The 20,296-nt window shown below is 39.4% G+C and carries 18 protein-coding genes and 1 other annotated feature; of the genes, 11 read left to right on the forward strand and 7 right to left on the reverse strand.

Going from position 1 to position 20,296, the window contains the following annotated elements; genetic code table 11:
- Positions 1-322 precede the first annotated feature (322 nt).
- Complete coding sequence (locus tag MKY71_RS03740; RefSeq protein ID WP_340731661.1) at positions 323-1,774, forward strand: alpha-amylase family glycosyl hydrolase; 1,452 nt, start codon at positions 323-325, stop codon at positions 1,772-1,774.
- A gap of 53 nt (positions 1,775-1,827) precedes the next feature.
- On the opposite strand, the gene MKY71_RS03745 is transcribed toward MKY71_RS03740, so the two are convergent.
- Complete coding sequence (locus MKY71_RS03745; protein WP_339175305.1) at positions 1,828-2,634, reverse strand: Cof-type HAD-IIB family hydrolase; 807 nt, start codon at positions 2,632-2,634, stop codon at positions 1,828-1,830.
- A gap of 102 nt (positions 2,635-2,736) precedes the next feature.
- On the opposite strand from MKY71_RS03745, the gene MKY71_RS03750 reads away from it, so the two are divergent.
- From MKY71_RS03750 to MKY71_RS03760, 3 genes are all read left to right on the forward strand, one after another.
- A complete protein-coding gene (locus tag MKY71_RS03750; protein ID WP_339175306.1) occupies positions 2,737-3,501 on the forward strand; it encodes a prolyl oligopeptidase family serine peptidase in 765 nt (254 codons plus the stop codon).
- Between the two features lie 61 nt (positions 3,502-3,562).
- Complete coding sequence (locus MKY71_RS03755) at positions 3,563-3,871, forward strand: metal-sulfur cluster assembly factor (RefSeq protein WP_339176569.1); 309 nt, start codon at positions 3,563-3,565, stop codon at positions 3,869-3,871.
- A 172-nt stretch (positions 3,872-4,043) separates the two neighbouring features.
- Entirely contained in the window at positions 4,044-6,173 is a 2,130-nt protein-coding gene (locus tag MKY71_RS03760) for an ATP-dependent Clp protease ATP-binding subunit (protein ID WP_340731662.1), read from the forward strand.
- 302 nt (positions 6,174-6,475) lie between these two features.
- Here MKY71_RS03760 and MKY71_RS03765 read toward each other — a convergent pair whose 3' ends face one another.
- Positions 6,476-6,673, reverse strand: a complete 198-nt coding sequence (locus MKY71_RS03765) for a YjzD family protein (protein ID WP_339175308.1) — start codon at positions 6,671-6,673, stop codon at positions 6,476-6,478.
- Between the two features lie 456 nt (positions 6,674-7,129).
- Between MKY71_RS03765 and MKY71_RS03770 the strand changes: the two genes are divergently transcribed.
- Entirely contained in the window at positions 7,130-8,065 is a 936-nt protein-coding gene (locus tag MKY71_RS03770) for a beta-ketoacyl-ACP synthase III (RefSeq protein ID WP_339175310.1), read from the forward strand.
- Positions 8,066-8,202: 137 nt separating this feature from the next.
- A complete protein-coding gene (fabF, locus tag MKY71_RS03775) occupies positions 8,203-9,444 on the forward strand; it encodes a beta-ketoacyl-ACP synthase II (protein ID WP_339175311.1) in 1,242 nt (413 codons plus the stop codon).
- A gap of 244 nt (positions 9,445-9,688) precedes the next feature.
- On the opposite strand, the gene trpS is transcribed toward fabF, so the two are convergent.
- A complete protein-coding gene (trpS, locus tag MKY71_RS03780) occupies positions 9,689-10,678 on the reverse strand; it encodes a tryptophan--tRNA ligase (RefSeq protein ID WP_340731663.1) in 990 nt (329 codons plus the stop codon).
- 63 nt (positions 10,679-10,741) lie between these two features.
- Positions 10,742-10,958: a binding site (T-box leader), on the reverse strand.
- Between the two features lie 465 nt (positions 10,959-11,423).
- Between trpS and spxA the strand changes: the two genes are divergently transcribed.
- From spxA to pepF, 4 genes are all read left to right on the forward strand, one after another.
- The gene (gene spxA, locus MKY71_RS03785) at positions 11,424-11,822 is read left to right on the forward strand and encodes a transcriptional regulator SpxA (protein WP_008403575.1); all 399 of its coding nucleotides are present in this window, start codon (positions 11,424-11,426) and stop codon (positions 11,820-11,822) included.
- Positions 11,823-12,134: 312 nt separating this feature from the next.
- Positions 12,135-12,788, forward strand: a complete 654-nt coding sequence (gene mecA / locus MKY71_RS03790) for an adaptor protein MecA (RefSeq protein WP_340731664.1) — start codon at positions 12,135-12,137, stop codon at positions 12,786-12,788.
- Between the two features lie 157 nt (positions 12,789-12,945).
- Positions 12,946-14,073, forward strand: a complete 1,128-nt coding sequence (locus MKY71_RS03795) for a competence protein CoiA (protein WP_340731665.1) — start codon at positions 12,946-12,948, stop codon at positions 14,071-14,073.
- 54 nt (positions 14,074-14,127) lie between these two features.
- Positions 14,128-15,936 (forward strand): oligoendopeptidase F, encoded by a 1,809-nt coding sequence (gene pepF / locus MKY71_RS03800; protein ID WP_339175316.1) that lies wholly within the window; start codon positions 14,128-14,130, stop codon positions 15,934-15,936.
- Positions 15,937-16,701: 765 nt separating this feature from the next.
- Here pepF and MKY71_RS03805 read toward each other — a convergent pair.
- The 4 genes from MKY71_RS03805 to MKY71_RS03820 form a co-directional block, all read right to left on the reverse strand.
- Positions 16,702-17,523 (reverse strand): DsbA family protein, encoded by an 822-nt coding sequence (locus tag MKY71_RS03805; protein WP_339175318.1) that lies wholly within the window; start codon positions 17,521-17,523, stop codon positions 16,702-16,704.
- The gene (locus tag MKY71_RS03810) at positions 17,520-17,918 is read right to left on the reverse strand and encodes a globin domain-containing protein (RefSeq protein ID WP_008403570.1); all 399 of its coding nucleotides are present in this window, start codon (positions 17,916-17,918) and stop codon (positions 17,520-17,522) included. The genes MKY71_RS03805 and MKY71_RS03810 overlap by 4 nt, the downstream gene beginning before the upstream one ends.
- A 309-nt stretch (positions 17,919-18,227) precedes the next feature.
- Positions 18,228-19,010, reverse strand: coding sequence for a lytic transglycosylase domain-containing protein (locus tag MKY71_RS03815; RefSeq protein WP_340731666.1), 783 nt, complete (start codon positions 19,008-19,010; stop codon positions 18,228-18,230).
- A gap of 8 nt (positions 19,011-19,018) precedes the next feature.
- Positions 19,019-19,606, reverse strand: a complete 588-nt coding sequence (locus MKY71_RS03820) for a CYTH domain-containing protein (RefSeq protein ID WP_340731667.1) — start codon at positions 19,604-19,606, stop codon at positions 19,019-19,021.
- A gap of 106 nt (positions 19,607-19,712) precedes the next feature.
- Here MKY71_RS03820 and MKY71_RS03825 point away from each other — a divergent pair, with 106 nt between their 5' ends.
- Positions 19,713-20,159, forward strand: coding sequence for a UPF0738 family protein (locus tag MKY71_RS03825; RefSeq protein WP_340731668.1), 447 nt, complete (start codon positions 19,713-19,715; stop codon positions 20,157-20,159).
- The last annotated feature ends 137 nt before the right edge of the window (positions 20,160-20,296 follow it).

Here is a 20,296-nt window from a genome sequence, read left to right on the forward strand (position 1 = left end):
TACTTTGCTGACCCAACGTTCCACATTTCACCTATAAAGTTCTACTATCCCCGCAGTTTCTACATTTCCCGCGATTTGTTCTACCTATGTGGAGAATCGTTCCACATTATATCAAGGAAGTTCCACTTTTTCGGCTCCACGTTTTACATACAATCCTCTATTTAAAAACAACGCGCCTTCAATTTTTAGCTAAATCAATCCCTTCATACACATTTCTGACACGTATTTGTCGAATTTCCTATAAATAACTATTTAAGGTAGCTACGTTTATATCTTTTTTGGTAAAATGACGATGGACTGTATATGAAAGAGAGGGAAATGAATGGGATTTAATAAATGGTTTCGTACATTAGCTGCGGGTGTGCTGCTTTCGACTTCATTGTCAGTTGCTGCTGTTGCAAATGCGGAAGAGCGTACGATTGCAGATGAAAGTATATATGATGTTTTAGTGGACCGTTTCTTTAACGGTACCGGTAAAAATGATGATGATGCAGTAAATGCGCAAGACCCGACGATGTTTGCGGGCGGGGATTTCAATGGATTGCTGAAGAAAATCGATTATGTAGCAAATATGGGCTATACAATGCTGTCAATTGGCTCTGTATTTGAGACTGAAAAATATGATGGCTCGATGCCGACGAGCTATACAATGTTTGACCACCGTTTTGGTACAGCCGATGAATTTAAAAAAATGGTCGAGGCTTATCAAAAACGCGATGTTAAAATAATGGTGGATTTCCCGATTTCCAATGTGAGTCCAAACCATGAACTTGCAGAAAAACAAGGATTTGTGGCATCTGAAAATGATGGGAAAATCCAGTGGGACCTAACGAATGAAGAGGTACAGAATGAGCTGATCAACAGCGCTGTACAATTTGTAGATACATATAAACTAGACGGGGTTCGATTGACGAATATTGAACAAGCCGATACTGCTTTTTTAAATCGCTTTATCGAGCAGTTAAAAGCAGCAGGTGCCTATGTAATTGCGAATGCAGAAAGTGACGCTGATTTTGACGCGAAATTTTATAGTGATACAGCGACTAACTTCACGAATGCATTTAAAAATGTTGATTTAAATACAACAGTACTGGAGCCTCATATCGAGGAAATGCTATCGGGAACGCCGGTTTTATCGATGACCGATACAATCTGGTCGGACCGCTTTACATTGGCGGCAACAGAGGAAGGGATGTATCCTCCGACACGCAGTAAAATTTCCATTGCGAGCACGCTATTACTTCCTGGTGTGCCGGTTGTACAATATGGATCTGAAATTGCAATGAACGGGGAAGCCGGTGTTGAAGCGCACCAGTACTACAATTTTAAAACGGACTCGGAACTAGCCGATTATGTCGGAAAACTTCAGTCATTGCGAAATGATTCCGACACTTTACGTAACGGGGAATTTAAATGGCTTGAAAATGAAGACGGCTATGTTGTATTTGAACGCAAATCCGATGAAGAAACATGGATTGTTGTCATTAATAATAGTAGTAAAACAAAACGTGTGCATATTCCTGTCGCTGAGCTAGGTGAGGGAAAAGAAGTTCGCGGGATGTTCAACAGTGAAATTATCCGTGAAAATAAGGACGGCAACTATGCCATTATTTTAGACCGTGAAATGGTGGAAGTGTACCAGGTGATTGATGCGCGTGGCATTAACACATCCTACATTGTGGCGCTTGGGTTAGTTGTTGTGCTGTACACAGCATTTATGATAGCGATTATGAAACGCGGAAAAAAACGCCGTGCCGAGAATTCAGCACAATAGTAAAAAAGCCTGGAAAAGCAGACACTATGCTTTGCCAGGTTTTTTCTAGTTTATTACAGTTTTAAGCGGTCTTGCAGGAATTTCCCGATGCCGTCTTCATTGTTCGATAGTGTAATTTCATTGGCGATAGATTTCAAATCGTCAATACCGTTACTCATCGCAACACCAACGCCTGCATATTCAATCATTTCCATGTCGTTGTCCTCATCGCCAAATGCAATGATACGATCGCGCGGAATGCCCATTTCTTTTGCAATATAGTCAATGCCTACTGCTTTACTCAACCCTTTATGGACAATTTCAATAATCGGGAATGGCGCTCCCCAACGGCGATGCTCAATCAGTTCAGCATGAACATCCTGTAAATGTTGGCGGATGATCGGTGTATTTACATCATCGGCTTGAATAAGCAAACTTGTCGGGTCTTCCTTTAATATATCTTTTAGATCGCCGGTTAAAATAGTCGGGTTGCCCATATGCAGCAACTGAAGCACACCTTCGTCTTCACGATGGAGATATACGTCATCCATCACTTCGGCGATTAAGTTATCATATTCATATTTATGAACGGATTCTACAACATCGTGGACTACACTCAAATCCACTGTTGTATGAATGGGTTTCCACATTGGATTTTTAGGATGGTGGATGAGGGCTCCGTTGAAATTGACAATCGGAGTTGTTAAACTCAGCTCCTGATAATAAAGCTGACTCGCACGATACGGACGTCCTGTCGCAATCATCACCTGATGACCAGCTTCTTTTGCTTTCAACAAAGTTTCCTTTGTCAGCGCAGAAATCTTTTTCTCGTCCGTCAATAAAGTGCCGTCTAAATCTAATACAATTAAATGTTCGTTCATAAGAGTAAGCCTCCTTTAGCCTGGGTATAATTGTAACGTGCAAAAATAGCATTCGTCAAAGTTTTGAAACATCGACCAATTTTTGCTAATGTAAACAAAGAGGTGAGAAATTTGATAGTAGATCAAGAACAATGGAAGTCCATTCCATTACTGCATGTATATGATGAAACGATGGATGAGCAAACACCGGTCGTTATTTTTCTTCATGGTTTTATGAGCGCAAAGGAACATAATTTACATTACGCTTATCAGTTTGTGCAACGAGGTGTACGTGTTATACTGCCGGATGCATTAATGCATGGTGAGCGCTCGAATGAATTGACGGAAGACCAGATGAACTTTAACTTCTGGAAAATTGTATTAAAGTCAGTGGAAGAAGTACATACTATTTATGAAGAATTGAAGCTGAAAAACTTGGCAGGAAATAAGGTTGGCATTGCCGGAACTTCAATGGGCGGCATTGTAACATCGGGTTGTTTAGCGATCTATCCATGGATTGAAACAGCAGGTATTTGCATGGGAACGACAAGCTACACGAAACTGGCACTCCATCAAGTAGAGGATTTAAAGCAAAAAGGCGTAACATTCCCGCTATCCGAAGAACAGCAATCTGGCCTGATTCAAATGCTGCAAAAATTCGATATGGAGCAGCATGAGGAATTATGGGCGAACAAACCGATTATTTTCTGGCATGGGGAGCGTGATACGGTCGTTCCTTATCATATGAGCCGAGATTATATTGAACAACTGGAAAAAGAAAAAAAAGCAGAACATATTACTTATTTGGCAGAACGAAAAGCTGGGCATGCGGTATCGAGAAACGGGATTTTGCAAGTCACGCAATTTATGGCGCATTGTTTGGCATAAAGGATACGTTCTGCTATGATAAACAATAACACCAAGGCGAAAGGGGAAATTTAAAATGGCAATTGATCACGATATGAAAGAAAGTATGTTAGGTGCATTGGAAAACGTAATTGACCCTGAGTTAGGCATTGATATCGTCAACTTAGGCTTAGTATATGAAGTGGATTTAACAGATGAGGGCTTAGCAACTGTTACAATGACATTAACATCAATGGGCTGTCCGCTTGCACCGGTTATCGTTGACCAAGTAACAACGGCACTTAGCGAATTACCGGAAATTAAAGAAGTAAAAGTTGATATCGTATGGCAACCGGCATGGTCTAAAGACAATATGTCCCGCTATGCAAAAATGGCATTAGGCATTCGTTAATAAGAAGTGAATAAATAAATTGAAATTCGGTCATTTTGCATATAGGCAAAGTGATCGATTTTTTTTAGAACTTTTACGAAGAAAACAGGGCGTAATTATTTGTTGTTTGACCATCTTTGACTTATAATTAAATTAATCAAAAAAGGTCAAACTAAAGGAAAGGGTGCACTCTATGCAATTTAACCAAACACAAGATAATCGTCCGCCATTAGAACAGTTTGGACGCAACTTAATTGAACAAGTAAAACACGGTAAGATGGATCCGGTTATTGGACGAGATGAGGAAATCCGGAACGTCATTCGTATTCTGTCACGTAAAACAAAAAACAACCCTGTCCTCATCGGTGAGCCGGGTGTTGGTAAAACAGCAATTGTCGAAGGACTGGCACAACGAATTGTTAGACAGGATGTTCCGGAAGGATTGAAGGATGCAGAGCTTTATGAACTGGATATGAGCGCACTGATTGCAGGGGCATCGTATCGCGGGCAGTTTGAAGAGCGGCTGAAATCTGTATTAAAGCAAGTGAAGGAATCCGATGGGCGAATCATTTTATTCATCGATGAAATCCATACAATTGTCGGTGCAGGGAAAACGGACGGAGCAATGGATGCGGGAAATATGCTGAAACCAATGCTTGCACGTGGTGAACTGCATTGTATTGGAGCAACAACATTGGATGAATACCGTATGTATATTGAGAAAGACCCTGCATTGGAACGCCGCTTCCAGCAAGTAATGGTGCGAGAACCTTCTATTGAAGATACGGTTTCTATTTTACGCGGAATAAAAGACCGTTTTGAAGAACATCACCGTGGTGTTCGCATACATGACCGTGCGATTATTGCAGCGGCTCAACTGGCAAACCGTTACATTACCGACCGCTTTTTACCGGATAAAGCAATTGATCTTGTCGATGAAGCATGTGCAATGATCCGCATTGAAATCGATTCAATGCCGCAGGAACTGGATCAGTTATCACGCCGCCTGACACAGCTTAAAATTGAGCAGCAGGCACTGAAAAAAGAAAAAGACGATGCGAGTAAAAAACGTCTGGAAATGATTACAGATGAAATAGATACATTGGAAGTATCGATCAAGTCAATGAAGGAACAGTGGGAACTCGAGAAAAACGGCCTGCAAATCGTTCGTGACAAAAAAGATGAACTGAAAAAAATGGAAGCCGAGCGCGATGACTTATTTATTTCCGGCAGTAATTTAGCGCGGGCAAGTGAGCTTCAATACAGTAAAATACCGCAGCTGGAAAAGGAAATCGCCGAACTGGAACTGCAGCTGAAACAGTCGGAAGGAAACCGGATGCTGCGTGAAGAGGTAACCGAAGAAGAAATCGCTAAAATAATTTCACGCTGGACAGGTATTCCGGTAACGAAACTTGTTGAAGGTGAACGTGAAAAACTGCTCCGTTTAAAAGATACTTTGCATGAACGGGTAGTTGGTCAGGACGATGCGGTAACTTATGTGACGGAAGCCGTTTGGCGTGCGCGTTCCGGTATTAAAGACCCGAATAAGCCGATCGGAAGCTTCCTGTTCCTCGGTCCAACAGGTGTCGGGAAAACGGAACTGGCAAAAGCATTGGCGGCACAACTGTTTGATTCAGAAGACCATTTTATCCGCATTGATATGAGCGAGTATATGGAGAAACATTCTGTATCACGGCTAGTCGGAGCTCCTCCAGGCTATATTGGCTATGAAGAAGGCGGTCAGCTGACAGAAGCGGTTCGCCGTAATCCATATTCTGTTGTTCTGCTGGATGAAATCGAAAAGGCGCATCCGGATGTTGCGAATATTTTACTGCAAGTACTTGATGATGGCCGTATTACCGATAGCCAAGGACGGATCGTCAACTTTACGAATACCGTTATCATCTTGACATCCAATATCGGCTCACAGTTTTTACTGGAAGCGTCAGAAGAAGTGGAACAGCTTGTCCAAGCGGCATTGCGCCAGCACTTTAAGCCGGAGTTGTTAAACCGGATGGATGATATTATTATGTTCCATGCATTATCGAATGAGCACTTCCATAAAATTGCCTGGAAATATGTAAAACAGCTTCAAGATCGGGTCGCAGAACAGGAAATTACATTGTCTGTTGATGGGGAAGTGGTAGACTGGATTGTGAAGCACGGGATTGATCCGCAGTTTGGTGCACGTCCGCTTAAACGCTTCGTCCAACGCCATTTGGAAACAATCGTTGCCCGTGAGCTGTTAAAAGGTGAAGTTACAGCGGGCGGAAGCTTATCGATTAAACTGGAAAATGAAGAGTTAGTCATAAAAACAAATTAAGTGTGATGAAAGCTTGTACGTGAATGCGTACAAGCTTTTTTGCGTGGGATGTTCTAATAAAGCTGAATGATGTTCTAATAAAAATGAAAAAGTTCCAATAAAAGACGGAAGTTCTAATATAAATGCCCTTTATTCTAATAAGCAGTGCAACTGTTCAAATAAACGGGTCGATTTGTCTAAAAAGATATACAAACCTTCTAAAATAAGTTAAAAGTCTTCTATTAAAATCCGCGCACCTTCAAAATAGGCGAAAATAACAAGGGGCTGTCCAGTAGTTTTACCGGACAGCCCCTTGTTATCTATTAGTGATGCTCTGCTTCTGTTTCTGGAGTTGATTCGTTTGGAATGATTGCAGCGATAATAATAACTAATACGCTGAATACTAATGATACGATTACGCCATTCATGAAGTTAAAATCTACACTTAATACAGAACTTACTACATAGTTTAGCATTGAAACTAATAAGAATGACCAAAAGAACGTAATGATATATTGCATCAAATTCACCTCATTGAACTTATTTATAACGTTATTGTGAAATTACATCTTCAATATCATACCACAAGCATTCATCAAATTAAAAGGGCGAATCAAATTATTCTTGAAGTTGTCATAAATGCTTGTTTTTATTGCTTTTTTAAGTAGGATTTAACAAGGAAAATGGGGAAATTAGCTGGAAGCTGTATGTCTAATATTTGAACGATTTTGTCCATTTGCCCTTTAACATTAAATGTAAGAAACGAACCGAAAAAACTTCATCAGCCATTAAATTTCATGAAGATGTGTTAACAAATAGTATAGCCATTTTATTCGAACAAAAAACATGTATAAATCCCTAATCCCTCGTTTTCCAGAAATTTTAATTGTGTTCAAAATAATTATGCTCTATAATTAGTACCAACTACTAATAATTAGTTATATTTTTTGAGTGATGAAAAACAAGGGGGCTATTATATGAATGCCGGTATTATAGGGATGGGGAAATATGTTCCGGAAAAAGCTATAGCAAATAAAGATTTTGAAAAAGTATTGGATACATCAGATGAGTGGATTCGTTCTCGTACAGGAATTGAAAACCGTTTTATCGCCGAGAATGAAGAAACATCGGATTTAGCATATAAAGCAGCAGTGCAAGCGATCGAAAATGCAGGGATTACACCGGATCAAATCGGCCTTATCATCGTTGCAACAGTTACACAGGATCAGAATTTCCCGGGTGTGGCGTGCCAAATTCAAGAGCGACTTGGAATTTCGGGATGTGGTGCGATGGACGTGTCCGCTGCGTGCTCAGGATTTATTTATGGAACGGCCATTGCAAAACAATTTATTGAGAGCAATAGCTATGAATATGTATTAGTAGTAGGTGTTGAAAAACTGTCGAAAATTGTGGATTGGGATGACCGCAACACAGCTGTTCTATTTGGAGATGGCGCAAGTGCGGCGATTCTCGGCAAAGTTTCGGAAGGGCGCGGAATTTTATCGTTCGAACTTGGAGCTGACGGAACAGGTGGAAAGCATCTTTATTTAAATCCTGAAAATCATATTACAATGAACGGTCGTGAAGTATTTAAATTTGCTGTTCGTCAAATGGGCGAATCTGCCGTAAATGTACTCGAAAAGGCTGGCCTGACGAAGGAAGATGTCGATTATTTAGTACCGCATCAGGCGAACATCCGCATTATGGAAGCCGCAAGAGAACGTCTAGAATTACCAGAGGAAAAAATGTCGAAAACAATCCAGAAATACGGGAATACATCTGCCGCTTCAATCGGTATTTCAATCGTAGAAGATTTGGAATCAGGGAAAATCAAAGATGATGATATCGTTGTTTTAGTAGGTTTCGGCGGAGGCCTTACATGGGGCGCACTTGCGTTAAAGTGGGGTAAATAAGAACGTGAATGTGGGGGAAAGAACGAATACTAAAATCGTCACGTCCTGTGGCAACGGATTCGTGTCCTGCCCCCGAACGGAATTGAAAATAAACCTTTAAATAGGAAAGAACTTAACTTAGAAAAGGGTGTTAAATAATGGAGAAAAGAAGAGTTGTTGTTACAGGAATCGGTGCAGTATCGCCAGTAGGAAACAGTGCAGAGCAGGCATGGGAAAATGTAATTGCAGGCAAGTCTGGTATTGGACCATTAACACGTGTAGATGTGAGTAAATTTCCAGTTTCTGTAGCTGCAGAAGTAAGAGATTTTAATATAGAAGATTATATCGAGAAGAAAGAAGCACGCAAAATGGACCGCTTTACACATTATGCGATCGCTGCTTCCATGATGGCCGCAAAAGATGCCAACTTGACGATTACTGAAGAAATGGCGCCGCGTGTAGGTGTATGGATCGGTTCAGGTATCGGCGGAATGGAAACACATGAACAGCAGTTTTTAACTTTCCAGGAACGCGGTGTACGCCGTGTAAGTCCGTTTTTCGTGCCGATGATGATTCCGGATATGGCTTCTGGACAAGTTTCGATTTATCTTGGTGCAAAAGGGGTAAACTCTTGTTCCGTAACGGCATGTGCATCGGGAACAAACTCGATTGGTGACGCATTTAAAGTAATTGAGCGTGGCGACGCGGATGTCATGATTACAGGTGGAGCAGAGGCGCCAATCGTCACAATGGCGGTAGCAGGCTTTTGTGCAAACACAGCATTATCATTGAATCCGGATACGGCAACTGCATCACGTCCATTCGATAAAAACCGTGACGGCTTCGTTATTGGCGAAGGTGCAGGGATTTTAATTCTGGAAGAGTATGAACATGCAAAAGCGCGCGGTGCAAAAATTTACGGTGAAGTAGTTGGGTATGGTTCGACAGGGGATGCCCACCATATTACAGCACCGGCTCCAAATGGTGAAGGTGCAGCACGTGCAATGCAAATGGCAATCGATGATGCACAAGTATCACCTGACCGAGTGGGTTATATTAACGCACACGGTACGAGTACACCATATAATGACTTATTCGAAACGCAGGCAGTTAAAACAGTGTTTGGTGACCATGCCTATAAGTTGGCGATGAGCTCAACGAAAAGTATGACTGGCCATTTATTAGGGGCAGCGGGTGGTATTGAAGCGATCTTCACGGTACTGGCATTGAAGGAAGGTATTTTACCGCCAACTATGAATTTACATGAACCGGATCCGGAATGTGATCTGGACTATGTACCAAATGCCGCAAGAAAAGCAGAAGTGGAATATGCGTTAAGCAACTCACTTGGTTTCGGCGGGCATAATGCTTGTTTACTATTCAAAAAATTTACAGATTAATAATAATAAAAAACGAACGTGCTTCTTCTATCGCACGTTCGTTTTTCGTATAGTTGTACGAAGGATGGTGTTTTGACACGTTTCGTACTTTTTTTATTTTTTTATGGGCTCAGTGTCATGTCGATCAGTAATATGATTTTGTACTTGAATTACCGCACGCTCGGTTATTCATGGCATGCTGTATTAATGTACATTGTACATGGAGCAGAGTTGTATATGCTGCTTGTTGCGATAGGCGGTATGATTAGCGTCGTTTACGGCCTAAGCCCATCGCGTTCTCCATTTTCTTGAGCGTTTTAGAGGCAATGGCATTCGCTTTTACTGCACCCTCATCCAAAATTTCATCAAGTTCCGGTGAGTCAATCAGTGCATAATAGCGTTCCTGAATTGGTGTTAAGTGGTCGATAACAGCCTGTGCTACTCCAGCTTTAAAATCACCATAGCCTTTGCCTTCATACTTCGCTTCCAAATCTGCAATTGCTGTTCCGGATAAGGCAGATTCAATGATAAGTAAGTTTGATACACCCGGTTTGTTTTCAATATCGAACTTAACGATTCCCTCAGAATCCGTTACAGCCGATTTGATTTTCTTTTCGATTTCTTTAGCTGTATCAAGCAGGCGGATCGTCGCTTTAGAGTTTGTATCTGATTTTGACATTTTTTTCGTTGGTTCCTGCAATGATTTGATACGGGCGCCTTCTTTCGGCAATTGAATATCAGGAATCGTTAAAACATCATTGTACCGCTTATTAAATCGTTCAGCCAAATCGCGCGTTAACTCAATATGCTGCTTTTGGTCTTCGCCAACCGGTACGATATCTGTATTGTACAGAAGAATATCGGCAGCCATTAATGGCGGGTATGTTAAAAGTGCGGCAGAAACGGATTCTTTACCTGTTGATTTGTCTTTGAACTGTGTCATACGTTCCAATTCACCGATTGATGCGACACATTGCAACATCCAGCCGGCTTGTGCGTGGGCAGGGACTTCTGACTGTATAAATAAGATCGATTTTTTCGGGTCAATGCCACATGCAATATACATTGCAGCCAATGAGCGAATGTTTTTACGAAGCTCCAGGCGATCCTGTGGCACAGTAATGGCATGCTGATCCACGATGCAATAAATGGCGTTATTGTCTTCCTGTAGCGCTGGGAATTGTTTGATGGCTCCGATATAGTTCCCTAATGTAATAGTTCCTGTTGGTTGTACACCTGAAAAGATTGTTTTCATTGGGTGTTCCTCCTTCAAATCAAATGAAAATAAAAAAACATCATGCGTCCTCTATTCGAAAATAGAAGGGACGAATGATGTTAAAATCCGCGGTACCACCCAGCTTGCCTTAATTGGCCACTTTGCTTCGTAACGTGAAGGCGACGAGCTGGACTACTAATAGAAACGTTCATCAAGCTAACTCGGAAGTCCATTCCATTTAACGAATGATCTGTTTGCACCAACCACAGACTCTCTAGGCATTCTTATTAAATGTACTACTCTTCGTCATCGTTTTTCATAATCTTGAAAGGATTATAACGTAACTCATGAAAAGAAAGCAATTGTTTTATTTAAAGAAAAAGGAATAAAATGAAATGGAAATGGAAATAGTAGTAAATAGTTAATTATATTATAAGAAATCGCCCCATATTATCTGACTTTTTTCTCAATTAACATTTGATAATTGAGAAAAAACTTCGGAAATCTATACGTTTTATTTTACTATTTTATGGGTAAAATTTGTTATGGCACAAAATTATAGAAAAGGTGCTTATTAGAGAGAAATGCGTAATAAAATTTATTACGTAACTTGAATTATTTATTGACAATGTATATTCAAACATGGGTTATTCATGTATAATGGGTACAGAATCTTAAATTAAATTAATTCTAAATTAAGTTTTACTTATACATTTATGCTTCCATATTAACAGGAGCAGCATCTAGCAATTGAATTGAAATCAATTAGAGAGGGAGTGAGCCAATGTTAGTAACATTATTTACTTCACCAAGTTGTACTTCATGTCGAAAAGCAAAAGCATGGTTAGAGGAACATGATATCCCATATACAGAACGCAACATTTTTTCCGAGCCACTTACAATCAGTGAAATCAAAGAGATTTTACGAATGACAGAAGATGGTACCGATGAAATTATCTCAACACGTTCGAAAATTTTCCAGAAGTTGAATGTCGATGTTGAAACATTGCCATTACAACGATTATATGAGCTTATTCAGGAATATCCGGGACTATTACGTCGTCCGATTATTTTAGATGAAAAACGTCTGCAAGTCGGTTATAACGAAGACGAAATTCGTCGATTCCTGCCTCGTAAAGTACGAGCGTACCAGTTGCAAGAAGCCCAACGCATGGTTAATTAAATAGATCGCTCATGATGTTACGGATGCATATTGTGCAATTGTAGCATCTTTTTTTTATTTTAGAACATATTAGAAAGAGACCTTAAGGACTTGATTTAAAGTGTTTCGTGCAATACAATTTCAATTATTCAAATAATTTACGATGAATAATGTTTTTCCTTTTCATTTTAATCCAATCCATCATACAATAGAGTTATAGATACTTCTAATATTAAAAGTATCTGGGTTCCGATGCAATAGAACGCCATATTGTATGCCACTTGGAAATAAAGCGACGTTCTATACAATGACTGTGAAGGGAGTTGAGGTCTAATGGACATCGAACGCATTAATGAAAATACGCTAAAATTATTTATTACGTATAGTGATATCGAGGACCGCGGTTATACACGCGAAGAAATCTGGTACAATCGCGCAAAAGGTGAAGAGCTTTTCTGGGATATCATTGGTGAAATAAATACAGATGATTATTTCGATTTAGATGGTCCAATTTGGATTCATATTAACGCTTCAGAAAGTGGATTGGAAGTCGTTGTTACACGCGCGTCTGTAGGTAATGACTCCGAAACTTCTTCAATGCCCGGCAGCTTTGAAGATGACCTTCATATATCAGATCAATTAAATGAAATGGAAGAATCGATTTTCAATGCGATTGGCAAAGCGGCAAAAGAGGAAGAACAATCGCTTGAAAACGCACGATTCCGATTTAAAGATATTGACGAACTAATACCTCTTGCAAAACGCGCAGCACCTTTAGGAATAGAGTCTGTGTTGTATAAATGGGAGGACTACTACTATTTATATGTAGATTTAAAAGATTTGGAAAGCCAGGAAGCGAGAAATATCATCGCTTTATGTACTGAATATTTACAGGCTTCCAAAGTTACAGCGCATCGCCTTGAAGAGTATGGGGAAACAATCATTGCTGAAGACTGCTTCGAAACAATCATTACGTATTTTGAGTAGGAAGAGCAGTTTACGAAAGCCACCTGAGTTTAGGTGGCTTTTTTGTATTGGTCTATGGGAAGGAACTCTTTGAAAAAGCAAGTTTCAAATAGTTACTATTCATAAGTTGAAAAAGACTATGCATTTCAATAAGATGGATAAAAAGGAGTCGAGGCAAATGCTCGTCGCCATGAACGAACAACAGCAATTATTCCATTTAACGTCAAAACTTCCGCCGGATGAACTGCAAAAATTAAAAAAACAGCAATCCTTTTTTTGTCCTCTATGCAGAGAACGCCTTTTATTAAAGGCCGGTCAAATAAAAATTCCCCATTTTGCCCATCAAAAAAATAGCGATTGCGATTCTTTATTTTCGGAAGGGGAGTCTGCTGTACATCTGCTCGGGAAACAACAGCTTTTTCAACTTTTTACTGGCCTTCAGCTAAGTCCTGCCCTTGAACCATATTTACCACAGCTTCAACAGCGACCCGATCTTCTTATTAAATTAAAAGACCATCAATATGCCATTGAATTTCAGTGCAGTCCAATCGCACATCCATCTTTTCAACAGCGTACAAGCGGCTATTTGAATGCCGGTATAACACCGATATGGATTTTGCACACTCCCGAAAAATTTAAAAGTCCCGGTATTGTAAAAGTTTCCATCAATCATACGAACACTCAATTTATGCAACAGTATAAAAAGCAGAATTTCCTCATCACCTATGATGTAAAAAGCAAAACTTTCTACTATATTAGTAATTTAATCCATCTTCATAAATTGCAGTATTTTGCTGTTGTTAAACCACTCCCCCTCAGTCAACAACGTTTCCCGTTCCTAGTCCCAGAAAAAATAACGAAATCACAATTCCATCTGTTGTTAAAAAACTACAGGAAGTACCGGGAGCGATATATCCGTCCTCGTTTATTACTAAGCAAAAAAGGAGTAAATGACCGATTTTTCCGTTCTATTTATGAGTTAAGGCTATTGATGTCGGATTTGCCGGCTATTTTAGGAATTCCTGTCTATAATACGAATGCTTTTAATCGATTTTGTATAGAATGGCAAGTAGGGCTTTTTCATTTTATGAACTGCCATGCGCTCACACCTGAAACGATGAATGTACAGGCAATTCCTTATTTTTTCAAATGGTATCAAATGGAGCTGACAGATGAACGGAAAGCAGCGGTGGAACATTATTTAACAATTTTAAAACATCTCAAAGTAGAGCAACTGGATGAAAATATACCCGAAGAACAACTTTTTAATGTTCTGTACGACGAATTGGTTGCATTTGGATGTTGAAATTGTTTAAATAGATTTATAATTTCGAATATCGGAATAGTAGGAGGCAAATAAATGGCAAAGCAAATTTTAACGCGTGAAGAAGTACCTGAGCAATTAACTTGGGATTTAACAACAATTTTTGAATCCGATGAAGCTTGGGAAGCTGAGCTGAAAGAAGTAGAACAATTATCAAAAAAAGCTCCGGAATATAAAGGGAAAGTAGCGGAAAGTGCGGAAAGCTTATACAATACATTGCAGTTCAGCGATGCACTATACGAGCGTCTGAGCAAGCTATATGTGTATTCTCATTTAAAGCATGATCAGGATACGACGAATAGTAAATACCAGGATCTTGATGGTCGTATTCGCTCTGTACTGACAAATGCAGGAGCAGCGTGGTCATTTATTACGCCTGAAATTTTAGCATTGGATGAAGCAACATTGAACAGCTATGTGGAAAGCTATGAACCACTTTCATTATATGAACAAAGCCTAAAAGAACTGAATTTGGGCCGCCCTCATATTTTATCTGCGGAAAAAGAAGAATTGCTGGCACAATTTTCTGAAGTTACATCAACCTCCGGCAAAACATTCAGTGCTTTAAACAATGCCGATCTAGAATTCCCGAAAATTAAAGGGGAAGATGGGGAAGAAGTACAAATTACGCACGGCAACTATATTACGATGCTTGAGAGCGACAACCGTGAAGTGCGTGAGGCAGCATTTAAAGCTGTTTACAAAACGTATGGCCAATACAAAAATACATTTGCGACAACTTTAGCAGGCAATGTAAAAGCACATAATGCCAATGCAAAAGTTCGTAATTACAATTCGGCTCGCCATGCAGCATTAAGCAATAACTTCATTCCTGAAAAAGTGTATGATCAGCTTGTTTCAACAATCCATGACTATTTACCGGCATTACACCGTTATGTAGAGCTTCGTAAAAAAGTGCTTGGTTTAGATGAACTGCATATGTACGATCTGTTTACACCACTTGTTAAAGAAGTGAAAATGGAAGTAACATATGACGAAGCGAAGAAGACGATGGTAGAAAGCTTTGCGCCACTTGGTAAAGAATATCAGGAAATCGTTCAAAAAGGTCTGGATAGCCGTTGGGTAGACGTGCTTGAAAACAAAGGAAAACGCAGCGGTGCATATTCTTCAGGAACGTTCGGCACAAATCCGTATGTATTAATGAACTGGCAAAATAACGTGAATAACCTTTATACATTGGCGCATGAATTCGGCCACTCGATGCACAGTTATTATTCACGTGCTAACCAGCCTTATCAATATGCGGATTACTCGATTTTCGTTGCGGAAGTTGCTTCAACATGTAACGAAGAACTATTATTCGATCATTTAATGAAAACTTTGGATGATGATAAGCAAAAAATCTACTTACTAAATCAATGGTTGGACGGTTTCCGCGGTACAGTATTCCGTCAAACAATGTTCGCTGAGTTTGAGCATATGATTCATGAATTAGATGCAAAAGGCGAATCGATTACATCGGAAAAATTAACATCCATTTATTATGATTTAAATAAACAATACTTTGGTGATGCAATGACTGTAGACGAGGAAATCGGTCTGGAATGGGCAAGAATTCCGCACTTCTACTACAATTATTACGTATATCAGTATGCAACAGGTCAATCTGCGGCAACGGCATTATCAAAACAAATTTTAGAAGAAGGCGAGCCGGCAGTTGAGCGCTATATTAACAACTTCCTAAAAGCAGGCTGCTCGGACTTCCCGATCGAAGTATTAAAAGCTGCAGGTGTAGATATGGAGTCTCCTGAACCGATCGCATTGGCATGCCAAGTATTCGAAGAGAAGTTAGAAGAGCTTGAAAAGTTATTATTGAATAATTAATAGTTTGTGAAAACGCATCTGTTTCAGGTGCGTTTTTTGCTTGAAAAAATGGAATTTTACTTAGGGAATATAGAGAATGGTAAAATTTCATTCTGGGAAACAATGAATGGGAAAAGGTTAAAGAATGTTGATATATCGGTGTTCGAGGTGGAGAATTAAATACGAATTTATGACAATTTTTTTAAACCTCATTTATTCATATGGAAACGCTTACTATATGACGAATTTGTGAAATTGTGAAAGATACATTGCAAGAAATATTATTCCATGATAGAGTAATACTCGTGAAATAAATCACATAACAAACATACACCCCTTTGTTTGAACGTGAACATTTCTCCCATCCCCTTTGTGAAAAAGAGGCGTCTTATTTCTCGAGAATAAGACGCCTCTTTTGTTTTGTTTACGTTTTGATGCCTGGAATAAAGAAGAAGAACGTTCTATATTCCCTGGCAAATGTTCTACTTCCATCCCATTAACTTCTATTTTTCCGGTTTAATTGTCGAATAAAGGGTATGTTATTTTAAACAGTCCTAAACCCCTTAAAACAGCTTTTAAAATTTCACTAGGATAAATGCCAGTGAGTGCCCGATTAAGGCCTTTACGACTGTATAGAGGAGCAAATATACCTATGTCTATCCTCACGACTATAAAACGATTCATAGCTCTTTTTCGGAACTTCAAATAACCCCGGAAATTAAAAAAACCAGCCTGCACAAATGCACAGCTGGTGAAAATATCATATAAGTTCGTTTTAAAAATAATTTAATAGGTCGTGCGTTCTTTTGCACGCCAAAGTGTAATTTCGTCGGTCATAATACGTTCTACTTTTTGCTGAAGCATACGTTTCTTTAATTCGCGTTCTGCCAGCTGCTCATTGATCGAGTAGATTTCGGCAACTTCAGCTGTTGTAAGGGTGCTGAATCGATCGAATAACTCGTCTAATGCAGGAACCGGTTGGCGAATTAATTCTTCCCCAAGCAACTCTGCTAAAATATGCTCGTAAACTTCATAATTATAAGAACCGCTTACTTTCAGGCCTTCATCCTCAATGCACTCATTGAAAAATACGATGCTTGGTATTTCTTCAACTTCCATTTCGCGAGTTAAGTATAAATCGCATTGGAAGGCACGAGCTGCTTCTTTTGAACCAAAGTCGGACACGAACTCATCCATATCCAGGCTGACTTGCTGTGCAATTTCAATTAATGTCGCATGGGAATTGATATTGCGTGTATTAAGTGTTGCAACTTCCTGGACTTTGTTTAAATAGCGGAAACCTGCCCGCTTTCCTTGAAGTTCGGCCGCTTTAATAGCGATTGAAGGTAATGCTGGATGTGTAATATCCAATTCCGCTCCGGAAACACAGCCTTTCATCCGGCTCGTCATGCTGTTAAGGGCAGCGAGTTCCGTACTAAGGACATATCGACATGTAAAGTAATGACCGTATTCTACTTGCAGTTTTCGCATTGTTGTTTGTAGGGATAATGCTTTCTCGCAAAGAGGGTCAATAAAAATATAAAGCTCAATCGGTTTATTACATGTAGAGGGTGCTACAGGTTGCTGTAAAAGTTGGATATTATTCACTCAAATCCCTCCTCATCATTTGGGGCGTTGACCATATGGTGAGCAGTCATAACGAGACGCTTATAGTAAACTTCACGGAATTTTCCGTCCAAGCCCACTTCGTCCATCGCCTCTGCCATACATTCAAGCCATGCCTGGGCACGATCGGGTGTAATTTTAAAATGCATATGTCGAGCACGCATCATCGGATGGCCGTGTTCTTCTGAGAAAAGGTTAGGGCCCCCGAGATACTGCGTTTGGAATTGTATTTGTTTACGAATTGTTTCCGTCAGATCTTCAGGAAAAATAGGAATTAATAAAGGATGCTTCGCCACTCGAGAGTAGAACGCGTTAATTAATTCAGAAAGCTTTTCAGCACCGAGTTCCTCATAAGGAATCGTATATTTTCGATTCATTAGTTATACTCCTTTGTGTCTTTCTTTGCCAGTATATGAAATATGAATGTCATGTAAGTAATGTAAATTTCATTTAGGCGATACAATCATTCTAGCAACGTAAGGCCGTTTTAACAAATAAAGTGCCCTGCCAAAAAATTTGAGGGCATTTCACATCTATTAACACCACGGTGGAATAGTTGATTTAATAGGTGTTCACACCAATTTTCCATTTAATCCAAATTAGAACATATCAGGAGTACTTACAATTAAATCCTAAACATCCCTTTTGGCTTTCGTCTTCAAATTTTCACTGCATTTTTAATAACATCACACATTCATATAGTTCATTATTTTTTTGACATAATTTTGAGTTTCTTGGAATGGAGGGATCCCCCCATATTTTTTTACATTTCCGGGACCCGCATTGTAGGCAGCAAGCGCTGTTTCCACATTATTATCGAACTGATCAAGCATTTGGCGTAAATATTTTGCGCCGCCCATAATATTTTGTGCAGGGTCAAAACGGTCAGACACTCCTAAATAGCGTGCTGTTGAAGGCATAAGCTGCATTAAACCGGATGCTCCGGCAGCACTTGTCGCAGAAGCATTAAAATTAGACTCCTGTTTAATAACGGAAGTGATCAGTTTTTCAGGTATATTATATTTCTTGGCAGCTGCAGTTATTTCAGCTTGATAAGTCTCAGCTCCGGCAAAGAAATTTGCAACATCGGTCTTTCTTGTGAAATCCGTCATATACTGTTCAATTGTTGATGTATCATTACTTGCTGAGAGACTGCTGAATGTCCCTGGTAAATTCGTCAAGTTCGATGAATTATTCAACAAAAATGATGCGATATAGTTTTGAGCAGCCGAGTTTTGCTGCGAATTAGAAGTTTGTGATGAATCCGTTAACTGCTGGAAAGTGCTCACATCACCGAGTCCATTCAGTGAACTTGATAAAGATTGTCCGTCTAAAATGTCGCTCATTAAGTCGGAAAATAAAGTCGACGTAGATGATGATGATAATACACTTGAGCTTGACTGATTGGATGTATTTAAATTTTGAATTGCCTGAAGTTCGAGCAATGTTTTCATTGATGAAATATCCATCACAGCACCTAGCCTTTCTGATTGTTTAAAGCCGTCATAAAGCGCACGATTTTCTTTTGCGCAGGCTGTGGCTCAATTTCATGATGTGCCAAAAATTCGGAGAAAATTTGTTTTCCGACTGCTTCATCATGTGTCTCATATTCTACCTCATAATCGTCGCAGAGCAAATAGAAAGAATGGTCAAATACGAGCAAACCGCCTTTGTATGGGATTTCCACCCGGTCGGTCGTCAATGTTCCGTAACATTGTAAATCGGCAACGGGAATTTTAAATAGCGCAAGCCTTTCGTTTACAGAATACGCGGGTATTCCTTTACCGGCCAGCATACGGTCTGCTTCCTCACGTGTTAAATAGTCAGTCGTTTCTAAATGCTGATGCTTGGAAGCTTTTTCTTTTAATGTTAATTCAATCGAATCCTCTGTAACACGAATTCGAAGAGCACTGTGAAGTTGTTTTAAATGGCTTTCCTTTGTATCAAAGTAATGATTAGCTTGGCGAATAATTTGCTCGTGCTTTATGGAGAACGTTTCGATAAGCTGTTCATACTGCGATTTTGTTAGCATATTTTTAAATTCTATTTCAATTTGCTGTGTCATTGTCAACGTCCTTTTTATTAATAGTATTGAATTAAATTCCGATGATTGAAAGAAGTCAAACGTTTCTGCACCAACCGAGTGTCCTATGGTAAAATGTGAAGGGTAGATGAATCATCAATTTTATTATCGGAAAATTTCCGGTGATGAAAAGAAAAAGGAGATTAATTCATTGCGAAACGTATACATAATCGATCATGTTGAAGTAGTACATAGTGAAATCTATTTTATTTTAAATGAAAAGAAACAACTTAGCCAATTGCAATCGACAGGACAAGTGATTGTCGATTCGGATAATGAGGCGTTTCTTTATATCATAGAAGAAAATGAGGCATACAGTTATTTAAGCTTTGGGAAAAATGTATGGTCGCAGCTATTACAAATGTTATTGGCAGAACAAAAAGCATACTTGAAAGTGGAGGACGGTCTGCTGCCGCTTCAACAATTTGCTGATGAATTACAAGGATTGCTTTATAATATTGAAGGCAACAGCAACTATGGAGATCAATTTGTTGAAAATATTGAAAAGGCATTTGCCGAATTCTTTAATAAATAGCATAAAACTTAATTATCACAAGAAAAATAGCCATTTTACGTGATTTAAGTGTGAAATGTGTATTTCTCGTCTACAAGAAGTATAATTGTTTGAAACAACGTGTTGATGAAATAGTGTGACAGGTATGAACTATTTCT

This window comes from Solibacillus sp. FSL W7-1324 (assembly GCF_038008025.1).
Lineage (GTDB): Bacteria > Bacillota > Bacilli > Bacillales_A > Planococcaceae > Solibacillus.

Coding starts and splice junctions, on each gene's coding strand:
- MKY71_RS03740 (WP_340731661.1), top strand. CDS start 323: ATGGGATTTAATAAATGGTTTCGTACATTAGCTGCGGGTGTGCTGCTT.
- MKY71_RS03745 (WP_339175305.1), bottom strand. CDS start 2,634: ATGAACGAACATTTAATTGTATTAGATTTAGACGGCACTTTATTGACG.
- MKY71_RS03760 (WP_340731662.1), top strand. CDS start 4,044: ATGCAATTTAACCAAACACAAGATAATCGTCCGCCATTAGAACAGTTT.
- MKY71_RS03765 (WP_339175308.1), bottom strand. CDS start 6,673: ATGCAATATATCATTACGTTCTTTTGGTCATTCTTATTAGTTTCAATG.
- MKY71_RS03770 (WP_339175310.1), top strand. CDS start 7,130: ATGAATGCCGGTATTATAGGGATGGGGAAATATGTTCCGGAAAAAGCT.
- fabF (WP_339175311.1), top strand. CDS start 8,203: ATGGAGAAAAGAAGAGTTGTTGTTACAGGAATCGGTGCAGTATCGCCA.
- trpS (WP_340731663.1), bottom strand. CDS start 10,678: ATGAAAACAATCTTTTCAGGTGTACAACCAACAGGAACTATTACATTA.
- spxA (WP_008403575.1), top strand. CDS start 11,424: ATGTTAGTAACATTATTTACTTCACCAAGTTGTACTTCATGTCGAAAA.
- mecA (WP_340731664.1), top strand. CDS start 12,135: ATGGACATCGAACGCATTAATGAAAATACGCTAAAATTATTTATTACG.
- MKY71_RS03795 (WP_340731665.1), top strand. CDS start 12,946: ATGCTCGTCGCCATGAACGAACAACAGCAATTATTCCATTTAACGTCA.
- pepF (WP_339175316.1), top strand. CDS start 14,128: ATGGCAAAGCAAATTTTAACGCGTGAAGAAGTACCTGAGCAATTAACT.
- MKY71_RS03810 (WP_008403570.1), bottom strand. CDS start 17,918: ATGAATCGAAAATATACGATTCCTTATGAGGAACTCGGTGCTGAAAAG.
- MKY71_RS03815 (WP_340731666.1), bottom strand. CDS start 19,010: ATGGATATTTCATCAATGAAAACATTGCTCGAACTTCAGGCAATTCAA.
- MKY71_RS03820 (WP_340731667.1), bottom strand. CDS start 19,606: ATGACACAGCAAATTGAAATAGAATTTAAAAATATGCTAACAAAATCG.
- MKY71_RS03825 (WP_340731668.1), top strand. CDS start 19,713: ATGAATCATCAATTTTATTATCGGAAAATTTCCGGTGATGAAAAGAAA.